The sequence below is a fragment of the Pontiella sulfatireligans genome (assembly GCF_900890705.1).
In the GTDB taxonomy this organism is placed as follows: Bacteria; Verrucomicrobiota; Kiritimatiellia; order Kiritimatiellales; family Pontiellaceae; genus Pontiella; species Pontiella sulfatireligans.
This window is the reverse complement of sequence record NZ_CAAHFH010000002.1, coordinates 1,755,214-1,774,376: the sequence shown is the minus strand read 5'-3', so window position 1 is coordinate 1,774,376 and position 19,163 is coordinate 1,755,214. Positions and strand designations below refer to the sequence as shown.

Sequence of the window (19,163 nt, the reverse complement as noted above, 5' to 3'; positions counted from 1 at the left end):
TTTCCGCCGCTTAAATGGCACGTAGAGTGCTCACGTTTATACCTTGACCCGTGGGGTCAGTTTGTCACATTGTTTACTGCTTTGATTTAACCCCATTTTATAAGAAGGAAACTGCAATATGTTCAACAAGGCCATAGGACTGTTTTCCAGCGATATTGGAATCGATCTGGGAACGGCGAATACACTCGTGTATGCGCGTGATCGGGGCATTGTGATTCGAGAGCCTTCGGTGGTGGCGGTACAGGCCGGCACAAACCGGGTTCTTGCGGTGGGCGACGAAGCAAAACGAATGCTTGGCCGCACACCAGGGAATATTGTAGCGATCCGCCCTCTGAAGAGCGGAGTGATTGCCGACTTTGAAGTCACCGAAGCGATGCTCCGCTATTTTATTCAGAAGGTTCACAGCAGGAAGAGGATGGTGCGGCCCCGGGTGGTGATTGCTGTCCCGAGCGGCATTACAGAAGTGGAGAAGCGCGCGGTGAAGGATTCCGCAATGCATGCGGGTGCGCGTGATGTGTTTTTAATTGAAGAACCGATGGCCGCTGCGATTGGGGTGGGCCTGCCTGTACAGGAACCTGCCGGCAACATGATCGTAGATATCGGGGGGGGCACGACGGAAGTCGCCGTAATCTCCCTGGCCGGCATAGTTTACAGCCGGAGCGTGCGCGTCGGTGGCGATGAGATGGACGAGGCGATAATTCAGCACATAAAGCGGGAATACAATTTGTTAATTGGAGAGAGAACCGCCGAAGAAATCAAGATTACGATGGGATCGGCCCTGGCTACTGGTGACGAAAGCACCATGGAAGTGAAGGGGCGTGACCTAGTGGCTGGGCTGCCGCGGACGCTGACGATCAGCTCCGAAGAGGTGCGCCAGGCGCTGCAGGATCCGGTGAACGACATTGTCGAAGCCGTGCGCGTAACGCTTGAACGGTGTTTGCCGGAGCTTTCGGCGGACTTGGTGGATCGGGGCATGGTTCTCGCCGGCGGCGGGGCATTGCTCCGCGGGCTGGACGTACTGATTTCGGAAAAGACCGGCTTGCCGGTGCATGTGGCGGACGATCCGCTCAGCGCGGTGGCCGAAGGCACCGGAATCGTGCTGCACGAAATCAATTTCCTGCGCAAGATGGCAGGGGCCAACGGTTAATCTCCAAGACGGGTTATTCCTGCAACGTGTTGTTTCGCCTGTCCTCCCTGGTCGATTAGGGACGGATGGCTTTGAGGAACAAAAAAATAGTGTATGCGGTTGCAGCAGTTTTACTGCTGGCCGTCGTATTTGTTCCGCTTCCCTCATTAACCCTGAAGGGCAAGGGGGCGGTGCGTGGTGTTATGGCGCCGGCCGAGCGTGGCTTTTCCAGTGTTTGGAAGCGCCTGGCGGATGCCGGCGCAGCCATACGCGGCATGGGCGGCGCGGCCGAAAAGAACCGCGACCTTTCGCTTGAGCTCGTTCGCGTACAGGCCGAACTCAGCCAGCTGTGCGATGCCGAGGCCGACAACGAACGCCTCCGCCGCGCCTTCGAGTTTTCCCGCCAGAAATCCTATACCATGATTCCCTGCAACGTCGTCAGCCGCAACATCAGCGGCTGGTGGAGCACGGTTCGCCTCGGCAAAGGCACACGGGACGGAATCGAGGAAAACCGTCCGGTCATCAGCCCCGACGGCTTGGTGGGCAAGGTGGCCGAGGCCACGCCGCTCACCGCCGAAGTGCTGCTGGTCTCCGATCCGGCCTGCCGTGTTTCCGCCAAGATCAGCCGCAGCAATACGTTCGGCCTGGTGCGCGGCGCCGGCGCTAACTTGAAGGGCCTCCCGATGGCGCGCATGGAGTTTATCGATAAAGACAAAGAGGTGCGCGTGGGCGACGAGGTCGTGACTTCCGGCTTGTCCAGCGCCGGCGGCGGCTTTCCGAAAGGGGTGCACATCGGCTATGTCGACAAAGTCCACCGCGATGATTCGGGGCTTTACCAGTATGCGGAAATCATTCCGCGCGCGACCGTCGGCCTGCTCGACTATGTTTTTGTGGTGGCCGCCCACGGCCCGGAGGGCGTGAAATGACCCGGCGCCTGCTGATGCTTTTGACGATTGGCGCCAGCGCGCTGCTCCAGCAGCTCCTGCCGGCGTGGCCGCTCTTCGGCGGCGTTAAACCGCCGTTGCTGGCCGCTCTGGCGCTGTACTATGCGCTTCGCCGCGATTCGCGCGACATGTGGCTGGCGGTCGTCACTGCGGCGCTGCTGCAGGACGGGCTCGATCTCGGCGTTTTCGGTCCAGCGCTGTTGGCGTTTCCAATGATTGGGATTTTGGCGCACCGGATCCGCAACGAGGTCTTTGCCGACGGGCTGGTTACGCAGCTGGTCTTCGGAGCGGCGATCGGCGTATTCACGACGTTTATTGCAATTTTGATCCATTCCGCGAGCGGGCAGCGTCCGTTCCACTTCGGGATGGCGTCCGTGCGTCTGTTGAGCTCGCTTTGGCTGGGCATGGCGGTCTTGCCGCTGGTCTCGCTGTCGATCAATAAACTGGAAGCCTCTCTTCCCCAGCGCAGGGGGTACGGATGGCAATGAAGGTGCGCCAGAAAAGAGAGCAAAGCCTAGTGGTGGTCTTGGCGGTGTTTGCGGTGATGCTGCTCGGCATGGGCGTGCTGCTTTCCGAGCTGTGGTCGCTGCAGGGGCCGCGCCAGAGCGGTTTTGAGGAGGTGTTCCTCAGCCAAAGCGTCCGTCGCGTCCGCCTGCCGGCGGTGCGCGGGAAGATTTATGACACCAACGGCGAATGCCTGGCCGACAGCGTGCCGAACTATTGCATTGCGGTCTTTACCGAGGAAATGCGCGCGCCGCGTTCGGCGACGGCCAACGCGCTGGAGCTGATCCACGAAATCTGGGTGCGCGTCGGGCGCAAGCCGGACATCAGCTACCGCGAGGTTCAGAACCATTTTGCCATGACTCCCAGCGAGCCGCTGGTGGCTTGGAAGAATCTGGACCAGGCCAGCATTGCCCGCTGGCGCGCCCGCTTCGAGGAGTGGACCGCCCCGCCGAAGGGTTCGTTCCTCCGCCGGAAAATTCCGGGGCTCGACCTTGGCAAGCCGGTCGTGAACGGCTCGATTGTCCTGCAGGCCGACGAGCTGCGGCGGCGCGGCACCTCCACGGCCGCCAATACGCTGGAGCTCGTCTACGAAATTTCCACCCGCCTCGGCATTCCCCGTCAAGTCAGCTTCCAGAACATCAAGGACCACATCTATGCCCGCCGGCCGCTGCCGCTGCTGGCCTGGAAAAACCTCGACGAGGAAACCATGGCGAGTTGGGCCGATGTGTGCTCGAACCTGGCCGGCACCGATATCTATTGCCTGCCCGCGCGCAACTACCCCGCCGGCGAGGCTTTGGCGCATTTGGTCGGCTTCACGCTTGAAGCCGCGGCCATCAGCGAGGAACAGGGCGAACGCATCCATTTTGATCTGCGCGGCATCGAGGGCAAGAAGGGGCTCGAGGGCACTTACAACGACCTGCTCGAAGGCGAGCCCGGCTTCAAGCTGGTGCAGATCGATGTGGCCGGCTTTCACCACTTGGATCTACAGACCCGCCCGCCGAAGCCCGGCGGCGATCTTCAACTGGCGATCGATGCAAACATTCAGCAGTTTGCCGTGGATGCGCTGGCGATGAAGCAGGACGGCGAAGATCCGAACCTTCCGGTGCGCGGGGCGTGCGTGGTGCTCGATCCGAACAACGGCGACGTGCTCGCCATGGCCAGCTCGCCATCGTTCAATCCGAATTCCTATATGCAGTCGAAGGCTTACCGCCAGGCGTTGTTGAAGGATCCTTCGTCGCGCACCTACCACCGCGCGGTGTTTGGACAGTATCCGCCGGGCAGCACGTTCAAGCCGATCGTCACGCTGGGCGTGCTGGCGGCATCTCCCGGGTATGCGGAAACCAACCATATCTGCCGGGGATATCTGATGGTCGGAAAGCGCAAGATGCGTTGCTGGAATCATAACGGACACGGCGAGATCAACCTCCAGCAGGCGCTGATGCACTCCTGCAACGTCTACATGTTTAAAATGGCGCTAAACACCGGCTTTGAGCCGATCCACGACATGGCGCAGCAGTTTGGCCTCGGCCAGTATGTTGGCCTTTTCCCCAATTTGGACGAGGTGCCGGAGCAGAAGGATCTGCAATACGGCAGCCTGCCCGCCATTGCCTTGAACGACACCGACCTGTGCAACATGTCGATCGGGCAGGGGGCGATCACCGCCAGCCCGCTGCAGATGGCGATGGCGGTGGCGGCGATTGCCAACGGCGGCACGCTCTACCGCCCGCGCCTCGTGAAAAAGTGGCGCACTGCTCCGGACGAGGAATACAGCCGCAACCCGACTTGGGCGATCCGCCGCATCGATGTGCCGGTCGTGGCGCTCGAACTGGTGCGCAGCGGCATGTACGACGTGGTGCAGCACGAGCAGGGCAGCGCCAAGAAGGCGCGGGTTCCGGGCATTGATATCGCCGGTAAAACCGGCTCTGCGCAGTACCGCAAAAAGGTGGACGGCGAGGTGGTGAACAGCGTGCACACTTGGATGATTTCGTATGCGCCATTTGATTTTCCGCGCTATGCCGTGGCCATGCTGGTGGAGGACGGAAACTCCGGCGGCAACACCATCGGCCCGCGCCTGAGCGCGCTCTATCAAAATATTTTTGAATACGACGGAACCCTCAACAAGGAGAAAATATGATGTTCCTCCTTTTTGGAATTTTGAGTTTTGATTTCCGGATTTTGAATTTCGGGTCTGCGGCCGTCTTTATTGAAAAGAGGTCAACGCCGATTGAGTTCCACAAATCGGCAATCACAAATCGGCAATCACAAATCGTCCCCCTCACCGGAGGTGAACGATGAACGGCTTAAGCCTCAAGCGGTTTGATTGGACGATGTTCGGCACCATTTTGATGCTGGTTGCCTTGAGTGTGGCGTTCGTTTACAGTGCGCAGTTCAAGTCGGATCTTGAAGTGGGGTCCAAGTGGTGGAAGCAGCTGCTGTTCGCCGGCATGGGGCTGTGCGCCTATGGTGTCGTGGTTTGGTACGACTATCAGCAGTTTGCCCGCCTTTCATGGTGGATTTATGGAGGCGCACTTGTGCTCCTCTTGATGGTGTTCCTGTTTCCGAAGGTGAATGGCGCGCACCGTTGGATTCCGCTGCCGGGCTTCACCCTTCAGCCGTCGGAGCTGGGCAAAATTGCGGTGGTGGTCGCGCTGGCGGCGTTTTTGGCTGCGCCGGACCGCGATATGGATGAATGGAGAACCTTCTGGGGCTGCGTGGCGATTGCCGGCTTGCCGTTTTTGTTGATTGCCGCGGAGCCGGATTTGAGCACGTCGTTGACGTTTGCGCCGATTACGCTGGCGATGCTGCTCTACAAGGGGGTCCAGCGGAAGCTGCTGCTCATTGGCGTGGCGGTGGTGTTGGTGGTGGCAACGGCGGCGTGTTTTTGGATCAAGTTCGAGACCTCCCCGCAGATCGAGGCGATGGCCGAGGCGGAGCGCCCGGCGGTTGTGCTGCCGCGGATGCCGTTTTTAGAGGACTACCAGAAGGGGCGGATCAAGGTGTTCCTCACAAAGGACTACGACAAGGGCGACGCGGGCTGGAACAAGCTGCAGTCGCAGATTGCGGTGGGCTCCGGCGGGCTGCACGGCAAAGGCTATTTGAAGGGGACGCAAAACATCTTGGGCTTCCTGCCCCGGACGGTGGCTCCAACGGACTTTATTTTCTGCGTGATTGCGGAGGAGACTGGATTTATGGGTGGGGCATTCTTCATTTTGCTCTACACCGTTTTATTAGGAAGATGCATGCGGGTTTCGTTTCGATCCCGCGACGAGTTTGGGCGGCTCATGGCGCTGGGTATCGGCGTCATGGTGTTCTGCCATGTGTTTGTGAATATTGCGATGACGATCGGTATTTTGCCGATTACAGGATTGCCGCTGCCTCTGTTGAGCTACGGCGGCTCCTTTATGGTTAGCACTATGATCGCACTCGGGTTGGTGCAAAGCGTGTACCAGCGCCGAAGAATTAGATAAGGAGAGAAATTATGTTGAATAAAATCAAGGCCCTCGGGGGCAGTAAGCGCGAAAAGAAGGAGATCATCATCAACATCGAAACGCTGGAAACACGCGTGGCGGTGCTGGAGGATGGCAAGCTCGACAATTTTCATATTGAGCGCCAGGAAGACAACCGGATTGTCGGCAGTATTTTCAAGGGGAAGATTCAGAACCTCGAAGACGGTCTGCAGGCGGCCTTTGTCGATATCGGCCTCAAGAAGAATGCGTTCATCCACTATTGGGACATGATTCCAGAGGATGCCGCCCGTTTGGAGCGCGAAGAGGGCGTGCGGGCCAAGAGCTCCACGCGCCGCCGCAAGAAATACAAGCCCGGTGAAATGCAGAAGATTTTTCCGGTCGGCTCCGAGATCATTGTGCAGGTCACCAAGGATGCCATCGGCACCAAGGGCCCGCGCGTGACCGCCAACCTGAGCATTCCCGGCCGCTATCTGGTGATGATGCCCGGCACGCACCTCAAGGGGATTTCGCGCAAGATCGACGACGTGAAGGAGCGCAACCGCCTGAAGAAAATCCTGTCGCGGCTGCCCGTACCCGAGAACATCGGGCTGATTGTCCGCACGGCCGGCTCCGGCACCCGCAAGGTTAGCTTTGCGCGCGATGCCCGCACGCTGTTCGAGATCTGGAAGGACATTGAGCACGGCATGCAGAACACCCCCGCGCCGTGTTCGCTCTACAACGAGCCCCGCCTCGCCGAGCGCGTCGTCCGTGATTACCTCACCGAAGACATCGACCGCATCTACATCGACAACCGCGACATGTATGACTCCACCCGCCAGATCATCGCCAAGTTTTCGCGCCGTTCGCGCAACTGGGTGCAGCTCTATGCCGGCGAAGAGCCGGTCTTCGACTATTTCGACGTGGAAAAGCAGATCGAATCCGCCTACCGCCGCAAGGTGTGGATGAAGTCCGGCGCCTATTTGGTCTTCGACGAAACCGAAGCGCTCGTGGCCATCGACGTCAACACCGGCCGTCACAAGGGCAGCAAGTCGCAGGACGAATCGATCCTGCAGGTCAATCTGGAATCGGCCGACGAAGTCGCCCGGCAGCTGCGCCTGCGCAACGTCGGCGGGTTGGTGATCGTCGACTTTATCGACATGAAAGCGAAGCGCGACCAAAACGCGGTCTACCGCACGCTTAAGGAAGCGCTGAAGAAGGATCGCGCCCGTACCAACGTGTTGCAGATTTCGCAGCTCGGGCTGCTGGAAATGACGCGCCAGCGCGTCGAGGAAAGCATCTTCAATTCCGGCTATTCCGACTGCGACTACTGCCGCGGCCGCGGGCGGGTCAAGTCGCCGCTCTCCATGAGCGTCGAGATTCAGCGGCGCGTGAGCGAGAGCATGCGCAAGGACCGCAACGGCACGCACTCGATGCGCGTCACTGTCAATCCGCAGGTGCTCAACCGCCTTCGCAAGGAAGACGAGCAGGCGTTGATAGAGATGGAGCAGGAGTTCCAGGGGCACCTCACCTTTGTTTCCGATGGACACTTCCACATCGAAGAGTTCACCATCACCAACGACGATAACGGCAAGGTGCTCTACACCAGCATTGAGAGCTAGGTGACTGAGATTTGAAACTTGAAACCTGAAACTTGAAACTTGAAACCTGAAACCTGAAACTTGAAACCTGAAACCTGAAATGTGAAAGGACAGAGCCATGAGCATAACTAAAGAATCCTTCGGACAGACGAACGACGGGCAGGCCGTCGATGCATTCATCCTCAAAAGCGCCAGCGGCGTGACGGCCAAGGTCATCAACTATGGGGCGACTCTTGTTTCGGTTGAAGCGCCGGACTGCGACGGCAAGCTGGCCGACGTTGTGCTGGGCTTCGACGACATGGGCGGCTACCAGAGCGCGGGCAACCCTTATTTCGGGGCCACCTGCGGCCGTTTCGCGAACCGCATTGCGAACGGCAAGTTCAGCGTTGACGGCATTGAGTATTCTCTAGCCGTCAACAATGGGCCGAACGGACTGCATGGCGGAGTGGTTGGTTTCGATAAAAAGGTGTGGGATGCGGCGATTGTCGGCGAGGCGGTTAAGATGTCGCTCACCAGTCCCGATGGCGAAGAGGGCTATCCCGGCACGCTCAAGGTTGAGCTGATCTACAGTCTCGATGACGAAGGCGCGCTTCGGCTCGACTATTCCGCTGAGACCGACCAGAAGACCATCCTCAACCTGACCAACCACAGCTACTTCAATCTGGCCGGCTCCGGAACCACCCGCAGCCACATTATCCGGATTAATGCCGACCGCTATACGATTGTTGACGGCGAGGCAACGCCGTCGGGCGAGCTGCGTGCGGTGGGTGGAACGGAAATGGATCTGTTGGAGCCGACGCCGATCGGGCAAAACATCGATGCCGTGCAAGGGCTGGGCTATGACCACAACTATTGCATCAACCAGGCTGGAGAGGGCGAGCTGACCTTGGCGGCTTCGGTGGTTGAGCCCGACAGCGGCCGCACGCTGGAATGTTGGACGACCGAACCCGGCGTGCAATTCTACACCGCGAACTATGTCGAAAACATTATTGGCAAGGGCGGTGCGGTCTATAACAAGCAGGAAGGCTTCTGCCTCGAAACCCAGCACTATCCCGATAGCCCGAACCACCCGGCTTTCCCGAGCACGGAGCTGGCCCCCGGCGAAACCTACACCCAAACCTGCATCTATCGATTTGGTGTGGTGGAATAGGGATTCATTCCTGTATCCGAAAAATAGAACAGCCGGCCATTGGGCCGGCTGTTTTTTGATTCGCCAAGGCTATTTTTTCGGCTCGTAGACGGCGGGATGATATTTCCGCTCTTCTTTATTGTCGGGTTTGCCGATGGACTCAATGGCCCTTCCTCGGATTAGGCCTTTATATCCAATGCAAGCATAGGGCTGGAGATAGTTAAGCGATGCAACTTTTCCTCCCAGCTCAGCCGATGCTTTTTTCGCTTGGTCTCGAATAAACGGGTTGAATGCGGAGTGAATGCACAAAGCAATAATGTGTTGGTCAGGGATATTCTTGATGCAACCAAAAACCTGTTGCCGCATATCCTCCTCTTTTTCCGGATCTCCATAGACGTGTGGAAAAAACTGCTTAGATTCCATTCCAAGGTCTGAAAACGAGAACACATAGCAACCAGCCCGTTGGCTGTGAAAAACCTCTTCATCGCTAAGCTTGATCAATACACCCCCCGGGTGATGCGGGTCGTCTGTTTCGGGCCCCGAATAAATGGAAATTTTTGAGGCGATGTCTTTAAAAAGATCCTGGGTCGTCTGAATGGTTTCTTCATCAATCAAGTCCACCAGCATGGCATCGATCAGCTTGGCGGACTCAATGTCCCTGCGTCTGATGTACGCATCTTTCTGCTTTTTTAGGGCGATGGTGAACTGCCGGTCGATTTCATCAATTTTATACTGACGGGTATTCAGGAGCCGTTTGATTTCAACGGGGGTTTTATCTTCGGCCAGAGCACTGGTACATGCTCCGGCAATGAGCAGAAAAATAAGTATGGTTTGTGTCATTGGATGTCTTTTGGTTTTTGCGTGGGTCGGATTTTGTTTGCCGGCTTCGGCATGGTTACATCAAGCCGCTCAGTGGTCGGCTCGATGAGCCGATTGCGTCGATGACACCTCATTCGTGAAGCGCTCTAGCAAAATTCCTCGATGGTTTGCTGGAGGGCGGAGACCGCGCCGCGCAGCTCGTCGTCGGTGATGACGAGCGGGGGCATGAGATAAAACATCGTTCCGAGCGGGCGGAACAGATATCCCTGTTCAAAGAGCGCCTGTTTGATTTTCAAAATGCAGGGCTTCGTTTCGGGTTTGAGCTGCACTACGCCAATCATGCCGAGGAAGCGCAGTTCTTCGACGCATTCGAGTTTGGCCATCGGCAGCATCCACTGCTTCATTTTTTCCGCCATTTCGGCGCCGCGTTCAACGGTGCCTTCGGCCTCGTAGATATCAAGCGCGGCCAGCGCGGCGGCACAGCCGATCGGGTGTCCGGCAAAGGTGTTGCCGTGGTAGAAGGTGCAATCCTTCTCGCCCTTGTCTGTAAAGGTGTCGTAAATCGAATCTTTCACCACGCACGCACTCAGCGGCATGTAACCTGCAGTTAATCCTTTACCCATGCAGACCAAGTCCGGATCGATGTTCGCATGGTTAAAAGCAAATCGTTTTCCAGTACGGCCGAATCCCATGGCCACTTCATCTACGATAAGCAGCACATCGTTTTCCGCGCAACAGTCGGCCAGCTGTTTCAGATAGCCCGCTGAATACATCCTCATTCCGGCCGACCCCAGACAAAGCGGCTCAACAATTACGGCCGCCAGCTTGTCCTTGTGCTGTTCAATCACCGTTTGACTGGGCAGAAAACCATCCGGATCATCTTCGGTCGGAATGGGAAAGGGGAGTTTGGCTGGATGCGAAACGGCGCGTTCAAACGGCTTGTGGAAATCATCAACAAATCCGGCGCCGAGCGCACCCATTGAGTCTCCGTGATAGCCCTGATCCATTCCAATGATCCAGGTCTTGTCGGGTCGGTCGACGTTGTACCAATATTGAATCGCCACCTTGAGCGCGGCCTCGACGGCAGAACAGCCGTCGCTGGCAAAAACCGAGTGGCGGTCGGGGGTCGGCATTAATCCGGCCAGCCGTTCTGCCAGTTCAAGAACCGTCGGATGTGTCAAGCTTCCGGTAATGCTGTGCTGAAGGATGCCCGCCTGTTCCTGTATCGCCTTAACGATCTTCGGGTGCCCGTGCCCCAGTGCGACCGCCCACCAGCTGGAAACAATATCGACATATTTATTTCCCTGGTCGTCGAAGAGATAAATCCCCTCACCGCGCACAATGTTTAGAAAACCTTTTTCGATGTTTGAGAATGGTGTGTAGGGATGGAAGATTTTGTTTTTCATAAGGAATCCGGTTGAATAAGTGAAACTGTAGTTTGTCGTAATCCAATAGTTAGCGTGGTTAGGCGGGTTTTCGCAAGAATGCTTTTAACAATAGCGGTACGGAAAGTACGAGCAGGCCGGATAGAATGCCGGGCATGCCTTCGTAGATTGCTGTTTGCCAACCCAGATAGCGCCACAGCATGGCCACACCGAGTCCTGCAAACATGGCGGCCAAGCTGAGGTGTTGCCCTGGTTTCCCGCCAAAGCAGAGGACGAGCAGAAGCGGCGCGAACGCACTGGCGAGCCCCGACCAAGCCATGATGACCAGACTGAAAACACTCTGCTTGTTGAATAGCGCCCAGGCCAGAGCCAGCGCGCAAATCAAGCCGGTTCCGAGTTTGAGCAGGCGGGTGTTTTCAATGTTTTGCGGGAGCAGGTCGTGGGTCAAGGCCGAGGAGCAGCTCAGGACCAGGGAGTCGGCCGTCGACATGGTGGCGGCGAATATGCCGGCGAGGACCAGGCCCACCAGAAACGGCGGGAGCAGATCCATCGCCATCATAGGCAGTGCGAGTTCCGCATCGAAGGAGCCCGGATCGGCGAGGTGGATGCGCGCCAGCATGCCGACCGCCGTTGCCATGGCATAGAAGGCGATGAACCAGATGTAGTACCACAGGCGCGCGCGGTGCATTTTGGAGGAATCGTCGAGCGCCATGAAGCGGATCATGATGTGGGGTTGTCCGATCACGGAAAGCCCCGCGAAACCCCAGCTGACGGCGAAGAGGATGCCGCCCAGAATGCCGGGCACAACGAGGTCTTTCGGGAAGAGATCGAGGAATCCTTCCACCTTGTCCATCTCGGTGATCGCGCCATGGATGCCGCCGAGGGAGGCCGTTGCCACCACGAGCAGGATGCTCATGGCGAGGATCATGACAACCGATTGCGCGGCGTCGGTCCAGATGGAGGCGCGGATGCCGCCGGCCAGGCAATAGATCATGACCAGGACAGCCCCGATTACGGCGCCCGCCCATTGGTGCCAGCCAAACAGGACATGCAGCGCTTTGCCGCCGGCGACCAGTTGCGCGCTGGAATAGGCCAACAGAAAAACGAGCGTAATGACTGCCGAAACGCGCTGCAGCACGACGTTCGGTTTCCCGTTCCAGTTGCTCAGCACGCCGGCGAAGCTGACTTCGCCGGTGCGGGCCGTCGCCTTGCGCAATCGCGCATGGGTGACGGTGGAGACCAGCATGTCGCCGGCGATCCAGCCGATCATCAGCCAGATGGAGGCCAGGCCGGTGGCGTAGGTGTAGCCGATCACCCCGATGAACATATAGCCGCTGTTGTTGGTGGCCACGGCAGAGAGGCCGACCAACGACGGAGCGATGGAGCTGCTGGCGAGATAGTAGTCCTTCTTTGTTCCCCGGCTGCGGAGCATGGAGCTGAGGCCGATGAGGACGAACAGGGCGAGAAACAGCGTAAAACTAAAAACCATGGGCTTGTCCGGCTAGGTGTTGCGGCGAGGCTAGTCGTGGATCGCTTCCGCTTCCAGCTCGTAGGAGCCTTCGGCATTGTGGACCTCGGTTCCGTGGAGCGGGGGATTAAACACGCAGGCCATCTGCATTTCCTCGAACGCCCTCAGCATGTGCTCGTCGTTTTGGTCAAGGTTGTAGAGCATGCCGGGCGTAATGGGATATTTCTTCCCGTCGGCGAGGGTTTCCACCTCGCCCTTGCCCGAAATGCAGTAGACGGACTCCAGATGCTTCTGATAGTGCAGCCGAAAGTCGGCCCCTTTGTAGATGGTGGTGATATGGAATGAATAGCCCATGTTGTCGCCCTTAAGCAAAAGGCGGGTGCTTTCCCAGTTTCCATCGGGCGAAACGATTCTGCGATCGGTTTTTTCGGCTTCCTGAAGTTGTCTAACGATCATGTCGGTTCCTCGGGGTTTTCACTGTTTTTCTCGAGAATCACGTCATCGAAATAATCGGACTCTTCGGGGATTTCATCGACGCGTTTGCAGATTAGTTTCACCGCGGCCTCGACGATATCAATGCCTTTGGTCAGGTTTTCATCCTTGATCGTCAATGGGCATAGCAGTTTGATCACCTGGTCGTCCGCGCCGCTGGTTTCAATAATCAGGCCCTGCTTGTAGGCCGCATGGGTGATCTGGCCGGCAATGTCGCCGTTTACACAGTTGATGCCCTGAAACATCCCGCGCCCGCGGGTCGTAAAATTGCCCTCGCCATACTCGTCAACAATCGCGTTCAGCCGCTGCTCGATATAGCTTCCTTTGCGCCGCACCTCTTTTTCAAAGTGATCGTCGCTCCAGTATGCATCGATCGCAGCCTTCGCCGTGACAAAGGCCATATTGTTGCCGCGGAAGGTTCCGTTGTGCTCGCCGGGTTTCCACTGGTCGAAATCCGGACGGATCAATGCCAGTGCGAAAGGCAGGCCGTAGCCGCTGATTGATTTGGAAAGCGTAACGATATCGGGCTCGATGCCCGACGGCTCGAAGCTGAAAAAGGTGCCGGAACGACCGTTGCCGGCCTGGATGTCGTCGACAATCAGCAGCATTTCGTGCTTTTTGCAGACCACGTGCAGATTCTGGAGCCATTCCATGCTGCACATGTTGATGCCGCCTTCGCCTTGGATCGTTTCGACGATGGCCGCCGCCGGTTTGTCGATGCCGCTGCTGGAGTCGGAAAGCACCTTGTCGAGATATTCGATGGTATCGACGTCGTCGCCCATATAGCCGTCGTAGGGCATGCGTGTCGCGTTGGACAAGGAAACGCCCGCCGCGCCGCGGTGGTGCGAGTTGCCCGTGACCGCCAACGATCCCATGGTTACGCCGTGGAATCCATTGGTGAACGAAACAACATTGCTCCGTCCCGTGTAGTTGCGCGCCGCCTTCAAGGCCGCCTCGACTGCGTTGGTCCCGGTCGGGCCGGTGAACATCACCATATAGTCGAGTCCACGCGGCTTCAGGATCTTCTCGTGAAAGGTTTCCAGGAATTCCCGCTTGGCCTCGGTATGCAGGTCGAGACTGTGGGAGATACCGTCGTGTTCGATGTATTCCAATAACCGCTTCTTCATAATGTCATTGTTGTGGCCATAGTTCAACGAACCGGCGCCTGCGAGGAAGTCCAGGTATTCATTGCCTTCCGTGTCATAAATAAATTCGTCCTTTGCCCGGTCGAATATTCTCGGGAAATTGCGGGCATAGCTCTGAACTTCGGATTCGATTTCTTCAAATATCTTCATGTTAACAACCTCGTTTTAGTATTTTGGAAGGGGCCGATGCGCCATAACTCTTCCGATTCGTGGTGGTCTTTGAAATGGAGCTTTCTATCGAACCCTTCGGTAATGGATGGTTCGGCTCCATGCGTTGCGCCGAACTTTTTGAACAGCGCCTGAGACGCCGTGTTCGACGGGGTGATCGTAGTTTCTATATATTCGACTTCCCCGCATTCGGGGTGCTCCAGCAAGGCGTCGAGCATCCTGCCTGCCAGGCCCTGGCCACGGCCGCGCTCCGCCACTACGACCTGCCAGATGAACAAGGTATTGGGGCGGGAGGGAATGAGGTAGCCGGAAACAAAGCCGACCAGTTGGCCATCTAGTTTGGCGCAAATCGACGTGCCGTCAAAATGCGTGCATTGAAGCAGATTGCAATAGACGGAGTTCGGGTCAAGGGGCGGACTTGATTCAACCAGACGGTGTACTTCAAAGCCGTCAATCGATTCGGGACGGTATAGTTTAACTTCCAATGTATCGTGCAAAACGCCTCGCTTTGTGGTCGTTGTGTGCTCTTCCGTTCCGGCGGACAAAATGTCGTGGTTCAGGAGAAGATTATCCTTTCAGGCTGGGTCTCCAAGGGAGCTTCCATAGCAGGATTTGTTATGTGAAACGAGAGATCACAAAAACACAGCGATTTTGCGATTGCAAGGGATCGCCGGCTTTTTTTTGGGAGAAACGGTGCCTGAACGCCAAAAAAGACGTTCAAAAAAGCGTTCTCAAATACCGAGTTGGTTCACGATTTTTTCTACGGAGGCGACCAACGGAAGCGGCAGGGCCGAATAGTCCAGTTTCGCGGTCTGGAGCTGCGCGCAGTAGGGGATGGTTCCAAGGAATGGAACTTTGCCGAACTGTTCGATGGTGGCGGCGTTGTCATCTTCGATGATGCCGGGCTCGTCGGGCGTGCTGGCCACAAAGACGACGCCGAGAATGTCGAGTCCGTCGGATCGGAGTGTGCGGATGGTGAGCAGCGTGTGGTTGATGGTTCCAAGCCCGGGCCGGGCTGCGATGATGATTGGGAGCTTCAAGGCCTGCATGAGATCGAGCATCGTTTCGCGGCGGTTGAGCGGAACGATGATGCCGCCTGCGCCCTCGGCGATAACAAACTCGTATTCCGAGGCCAGTGTCCGCGCGGCAATCACCATTTCGGAAATGTCGATTTCCGTGCCGGCCATTTCGGCGGCCAGGTGTGGCGAACAGGCCGGTTCAAATTGATAGGGCGCCATGGTTTGGTAGGTTTCCGGAGAAACCTCCATTTGCGCCATCGAAAGCGAGTAGTCCAGGTCAGGAACGGAGAGAGGTGAAACTTGAAACTTGAAACCTGAAACTTGAAGCTCGTCTGCCTGTTCCTTTTCTAGTTTCAGGTTTCCAGTTTCAGGTTTCCTTTTACATCCTGTTTGCATGGGTTTCATGGGGGCGGCGTTGATGCCGCGCTTCCGCAGTTCGGCGAGAAGCAGCGCGCTGAGCGCGGTTTTACCAATATCGGTGTCGGTGCCTGTAATGAATAATCCCTTCATGGGGAGAATTTATTGCAGAAGATGGGGTTCATGGCAAAACAAGGGTGTCTTATTCCTCGTTGAGGTCGATGCCGAAGACGTTTTCAATTGCGTCGGGTTTTAGGGTTCGGCGCCGGCGGGAACGTTTGCCGGCGGTGAGGTCGTCGATGGCGGCATCAACGGCGATCAGTTCCTCGTGGTTCACGCCGCGCAGCTTGAAGAGCAGTTCCGGTTCCGTGTCGAGCCGCACGCCGATGCCATACATGGAGGCGGCGACGTGCTTGCACATCTCGGCCCAGTCGGGGCAGTTGCAGTTAAAGCGGATTTCGTCCGGGTGCGGGAATAGGCCGGAGTCGCGGTCGGTCACGACCGTCATGATTTCGTCAGAAATCTTCCCCTGCAGCAGTTCAATCAGCGAGCTGATCTTGCCCTTGCAGTTGTTCTTAATGTTGCTCCACTTCTCGGGGCAGAGCGGTTCGATGTGGATCGAGAGTTCATACATTTCCGAGCCACAGACCATCGCCTTGGCGGTTTCCGGCTCGATGGCCAGATGGCAGACGGAGCCGTTGCGGACATAGGTGCGCCCGCGGGGCAGGCGGTTTTCATAGTCGCTGAACGATTCCAGATGCCTGCACCATGCTTTGCCCCAGAAGCTTTTGGCAATGCCGCGCGTTTTGAACGGCTCGATTGGTTGGATGTCTTCGCCGGATTTTTGCAGCTTTTGGATTTTCTTCAGTGCCCGTTCGCGGCGTTTCGCTACGGGGACATATTCGAATTCGTCTTCATCATGCCATCTGCTCATTGGGAATTCCCTGCTCTTTCAATATCCAGACTGATCATATTAAGCAGTTCGTCGTTGTCCATCTCGGTCAGCGATTTTTCCGCGCCCATCGTGAGGATCTGGTCGGCGGTGGCTTGTTTTTCGGTGAGGAGCGCATCGATCTTTTCCTCCAGCGTGCCGGAAGTGACGAATTTGTGCACGAGCACGTTCTTTTGCTGGCCGATGCGGAAGGCGCGGTCGGTGGCCTGGTTTTCGATGGCTGGATTCCACCAGCGGTCGAAGTGGACTACGTGCGAGGCGGCGGTGAGGTTGAGCCCGGTGCCGCCGGCCTTGATGGAGAGGACGAAGAAAGGCGGGCCGTCTTCGCGCTGGAACTGTTCGACCATCTGTTGGCGCTTTTTCACCGGCGTACCGCCGTGCAGCACGAGTCCGCTGCGGCCGAAAACAGCGGAGAGACAGTCGGCCATCGGTTCGGTGATTTCCTTGAACTGGGTGAAGACGAGCACCTTCTCTCCGCGCGATTCAATCTCGGAACAGATTTCTTCCAAGCGTTGGAACTTGGCGCTGTGCTTCGATTCGTATTCCCCGTGTTCGATGAGCTGGTCGGGATGGTTGCAGATTTGCTTGAAGCGCATGAGGTAGGTCAGCACGAGCCCCTTGCGCTGAATGCCCTCCTCGGATTCCTTCAACTCCTGCATGAGGGTGCGGGCCGTTTGCTGATAGAGCTTGGCCTGTGCGGCCGAAAGCCCGCAGTAGACGGTCATTTCGGTTTTATCGGGCAGATCGGAAATAATTGACTTGTCGGTTTTCATGCGCCGCAGAATGTAGGGGCTGATGAGCCGGCGCAACGGCGCATAGTGTTCGTGGTTGCCGGTTTGGATGGCTTTGGTGAACGCCGTAAACTGCGACGCGCTGCCGAGCAGGCCGGGATTGAGAAAGTCGAAGAGCGACCATAAATCGCCAAGCCGGTTTTCAATCGGCGTTCCCGTGAGCGCAAAACGGGCGTCGGCTTTCAGGGAACGGACGGCCTTGGCCTGGCGGGTGGAGTGGTTCTTGATCGCCTGCGCTTCGTCGATGACCACCCAGCTCCATTCGGTTTCCGCGGGCCATTTAAGACGGGTGAGCATGCCGTAGGTGGTAATCACCAGATCGGCGGATTGGTCGGGGCAAGATGTATCTTGGCCGTACTGGCGGTGGGCAATGAAGAGCTTGAGCGACGGCGCAAAATTGGCGGCCTCGCGCTTCCAGTTCCCGATGAGCGAGGCGGGAACAATGAGCAATGCAGGTTTGGCCTCGGGCATCTCGGCCTTTTTGCGAAGCAATGCAGCGAGCACCTGAATGGTTTTACCCAGCCCCATGTCGTCGGCCAGGCAGGCGCCGAGTCCGGTTTGGGCGCAGAGCCAGAGCCAATTGAGGCCGGCTTCCTGATAGGGGCGCAGCTTGGCGTTAAGCGTTTTGGGCGGGGTGAGCTGGGCCGGGTTGCGCAGCTGATCGAGCGTTTCGGCAAGCCATTCGCCGGGCTGGGTGAAGGCCCATTCGCGGTGCTCTTCAAGCTCCTCCTCGCTTTTCAGGTTATGCGGCGCTCCGGCGAGCAGGCGCATGCCCTCGGCAAACGTGACGGTGCCGGACTGCTCGATGGCTTCCCAATGGTCGAGCGCCTGCTGGAGCTTTTCGCGGTCGACTTCCACCCACTGGCCCCGGAAGAGCACCAGTCCGTCTTCGCCTTTCAGCAGCTCTGCGATTTCAGAACGGCTCAGTCGCTGGCCATCGATGACAACATCGAGGTGGAAGTGGAGCAGGGCGTTGATCCCAACCTTGCTCGGTTGTTTTTCGCCGATGGTCACGGCGACCTGCGGCCGCCGCGTTCGCTTTTTCCACCAGTTGGGTAGACGGGCGAGCAGGCCGGCCTCTTCGAAGACGGGAATCGCCTGCAGAAATTGATAGGCCTCTTCCGGCAGCCAGACGAGCGGATGGAAAATATCGCCGGTTTCAACGAGGTCGGCCAGCAACGGGCTGTTTTTAGAGGCGGCGTTGATGGGCGAGAGCAGCTTGAGCAGGGCGGGTTTGTTATTGGCGCCGGCATATTCCTTCAGCGCTTTGCCCAGCGGCAGCTGACGTACCCGCCCGGCTTTGGAGAGCCCGGAGGCATAGGTGGCCATGAAGGCAAACGGGAATTCGGGGTCGCCCTTGTTTTCCGCCAGATGCAGTGTAACCCGCCCGACGCGCGACCAAAGCGGGGCATGCGTTTCCAGAAAGCCGGCGAGTCCGGAATCGTCCAGCTGTGCTTTTGTCCAGTCGGCCATCCGCTTCCAAAGATTGGAAAGCACATCCGGCGAGAGATATTCTGCCCCGCGCATGGGTGGCGCGTTCAGCACCAGTTCCGCCAGTTCGGCGGTCGAAGGGGGCGGAATCATCAGCTCCCCGCCATCGGGAATATGGCACAGGGCGCGGAGGAAACGTTTGCCGAAGTCGCGCCAGTAGTTCAACGAAGAATCGGTATCGAAACCGGGTTTGCTTCCGGCGAGCGCGACCAGTCCAGTTACGTCGGACTTCGCGAAAACCGCGAGGGTCTTGTGCTCCGGTTCGCGGCAGATAACAACGCCGTGAGGGCTTAGTTCGAGCTGGGAGGAATCCATGGTTTTCGCTTCTG

The 19,163-nt window shown here is 57.6% G+C and carries 16 protein-coding genes; 7 read left to right on the top strand and 9 right to left on the bottom strand.

Annotation, left to right across the window (positions count from 1 at the left end; translation table 11 throughout):
• The first annotated feature begins 118 nt into the window (after positions 1–118).
• The 7 genes from SCARR_RS20360 (at position 119) to SCARR_RS20330 (ending at position 8,768) form a co-directional block, all read left to right on the top strand.
• Positions 119–1,147 (top strand): rod shape-determining protein, encoded by a 1,029-nt coding sequence (locus tag SCARR_RS20360; protein WP_136063486.1) that lies wholly within the window; start codon positions 119–121, stop codon positions 1,145–1,147.
• A 65-nt stretch (positions 1,148–1,212) separates the two neighbouring features.
• Positions 1,213–2,052: a rod shape-determining protein MreC gene (gene mreC, locus SCARR_RS20355; protein WP_136063485.1), complete on the top strand. Its 840-nt coding sequence runs from the start codon at positions 1,213–1,215 to the stop codon at positions 2,050–2,052.
• A 14-nt stretch (positions 2,053–2,066) separates the two neighbouring features.
• Positions 2,067–2,558, top strand: coding sequence for a rod shape-determining protein MreD (mreD, locus tag SCARR_RS20350; protein WP_168433477.1), 492 nt, complete (start codon positions 2,067–2,069; stop codon positions 2,556–2,558).
• On the top strand, positions 2,549–4,708 hold the full coding sequence (locus SCARR_RS20345) for a peptidoglycan D,D-transpeptidase FtsI family protein (protein ID WP_136063483.1): 2,160 nt from the start codon (positions 2,549–2,551) through the stop codon (positions 4,706–4,708). Before mreD ends, SCARR_RS20345 begins: the two co-directional genes overlap by 10 nt.
• A 157-nt stretch (positions 4,709–4,865) precedes the next feature.
• Positions 4,866–6,041 (top strand): rod shape-determining protein RodA, encoded by a 1,176-nt coding sequence (gene rodA, locus SCARR_RS20340; RefSeq protein ID WP_136063482.1) that lies wholly within the window; start codon positions 4,866–4,868, stop codon positions 6,039–6,041.
• A gap of 11 nt (positions 6,042–6,052) precedes the next feature.
• Positions 6,053–7,639 (top strand): Rne/Rng family ribonuclease, encoded by a 1,587-nt coding sequence (locus SCARR_RS20335; RefSeq protein WP_136063481.1) that lies wholly within the window; start codon positions 6,053–6,055, stop codon positions 7,637–7,639.
• Positions 7,640–7,736: 97 nt separating this feature from the next.
• On the top strand, positions 7,737–8,768 hold the full coding sequence (locus tag SCARR_RS20330) for an aldose epimerase family protein (RefSeq protein ID WP_136063480.1): 1,032 nt from the start codon (positions 7,737–7,739) through the stop codon (positions 8,766–8,768).
• Between the two features lie 69 nt (positions 8,769–8,837).
• Here the strand turns inward: SCARR_RS20330 and SCARR_RS20325 are convergent, their stop codons facing one another.
• From SCARR_RS20325 to SCARR_RS20285, 9 genes are all read right to left on the bottom strand, one after another.
• Entirely contained in the window at positions 8,838–9,587 is a 750-nt protein-coding gene (locus tag SCARR_RS20325; RefSeq protein WP_136063479.1) for an interleukin-like EMT inducer domain-containing protein, read from the bottom strand.
• A 125-nt stretch (positions 9,588–9,712) separates the two neighbouring features.
• Positions 9,713–10,972 carry an adenosylmethionine--8-amino-7-oxononanoate transaminase gene (gene bioA, locus SCARR_RS20320; protein ID WP_136063478.1) on the bottom strand — a complete coding sequence of 420 codons (1,260 nt, stop codon included), beginning with the start codon at positions 10,970–10,972 and terminating at the stop codon, positions 9,713–9,715.
• 58 nt (positions 10,973–11,030) lie between these two features.
• Positions 11,031–12,440, bottom strand: coding sequence for a sodium/proline symporter (locus SCARR_RS20315; RefSeq protein WP_136063477.1), 1,410 nt, complete (start codon positions 12,438–12,440; stop codon positions 11,031–11,033).
• Between the two features lie 30 nt (positions 12,441–12,470).
• Complete coding sequence (locus tag SCARR_RS20310) at positions 12,471–12,875, bottom strand: ectoine synthase (RefSeq protein ID WP_136063476.1); 405 nt, start codon at positions 12,873–12,875, stop codon at positions 12,471–12,473.
• On the bottom strand, positions 12,872–14,206 hold the full coding sequence (gene ectB, locus SCARR_RS20305) for a diaminobutyrate--2-oxoglutarate transaminase (protein WP_136063475.1): 1,335 nt from the start codon (positions 14,204–14,206) through the stop codon (positions 12,872–12,874). Before ectB ends, SCARR_RS20310 begins: the two co-directional genes overlap by 4 nt.
• Positions 14,203–14,709: a diaminobutyrate acetyltransferase gene (gene ectA, locus SCARR_RS20300; RefSeq protein WP_222846374.1), complete on the bottom strand. Its 507-nt coding sequence runs from the start codon at positions 14,707–14,709 to the stop codon at positions 14,203–14,205. The genes ectB and ectA overlap by 4 nt, the downstream gene beginning before the upstream one ends.
• A gap of 246 nt (positions 14,710–14,955) precedes the next feature.
• Positions 14,956–15,753 carry a dethiobiotin synthase gene (bioD, locus tag SCARR_RS20295; RefSeq protein ID WP_136063473.1) on the bottom strand — a complete coding sequence of 266 codons (798 nt, stop codon included), beginning with the start codon at positions 15,751–15,753 and terminating at the stop codon, positions 14,956–14,958.
• 49 nt (positions 15,754–15,802) lie between these two features.
• Positions 15,803–16,534: an SWIM zinc finger family protein gene (locus SCARR_RS20290; RefSeq protein ID WP_136063472.1), complete on the bottom strand. Its 732-nt coding sequence runs from the start codon at positions 16,532–16,534 to the stop codon at positions 15,803–15,805.
• Positions 16,531–19,149 carry a DEAD/DEAH box helicase gene (locus SCARR_RS20285; RefSeq protein ID WP_136063471.1) on the bottom strand — a complete coding sequence of 873 codons (2,619 nt, stop codon included), beginning with the start codon at positions 19,147–19,149 and terminating at the stop codon, positions 16,531–16,533. Before SCARR_RS20285 ends, SCARR_RS20290 begins: the two co-directional genes overlap by 4 nt.
• Positions 19,150–19,163 lie beyond the last annotated feature (14 nt).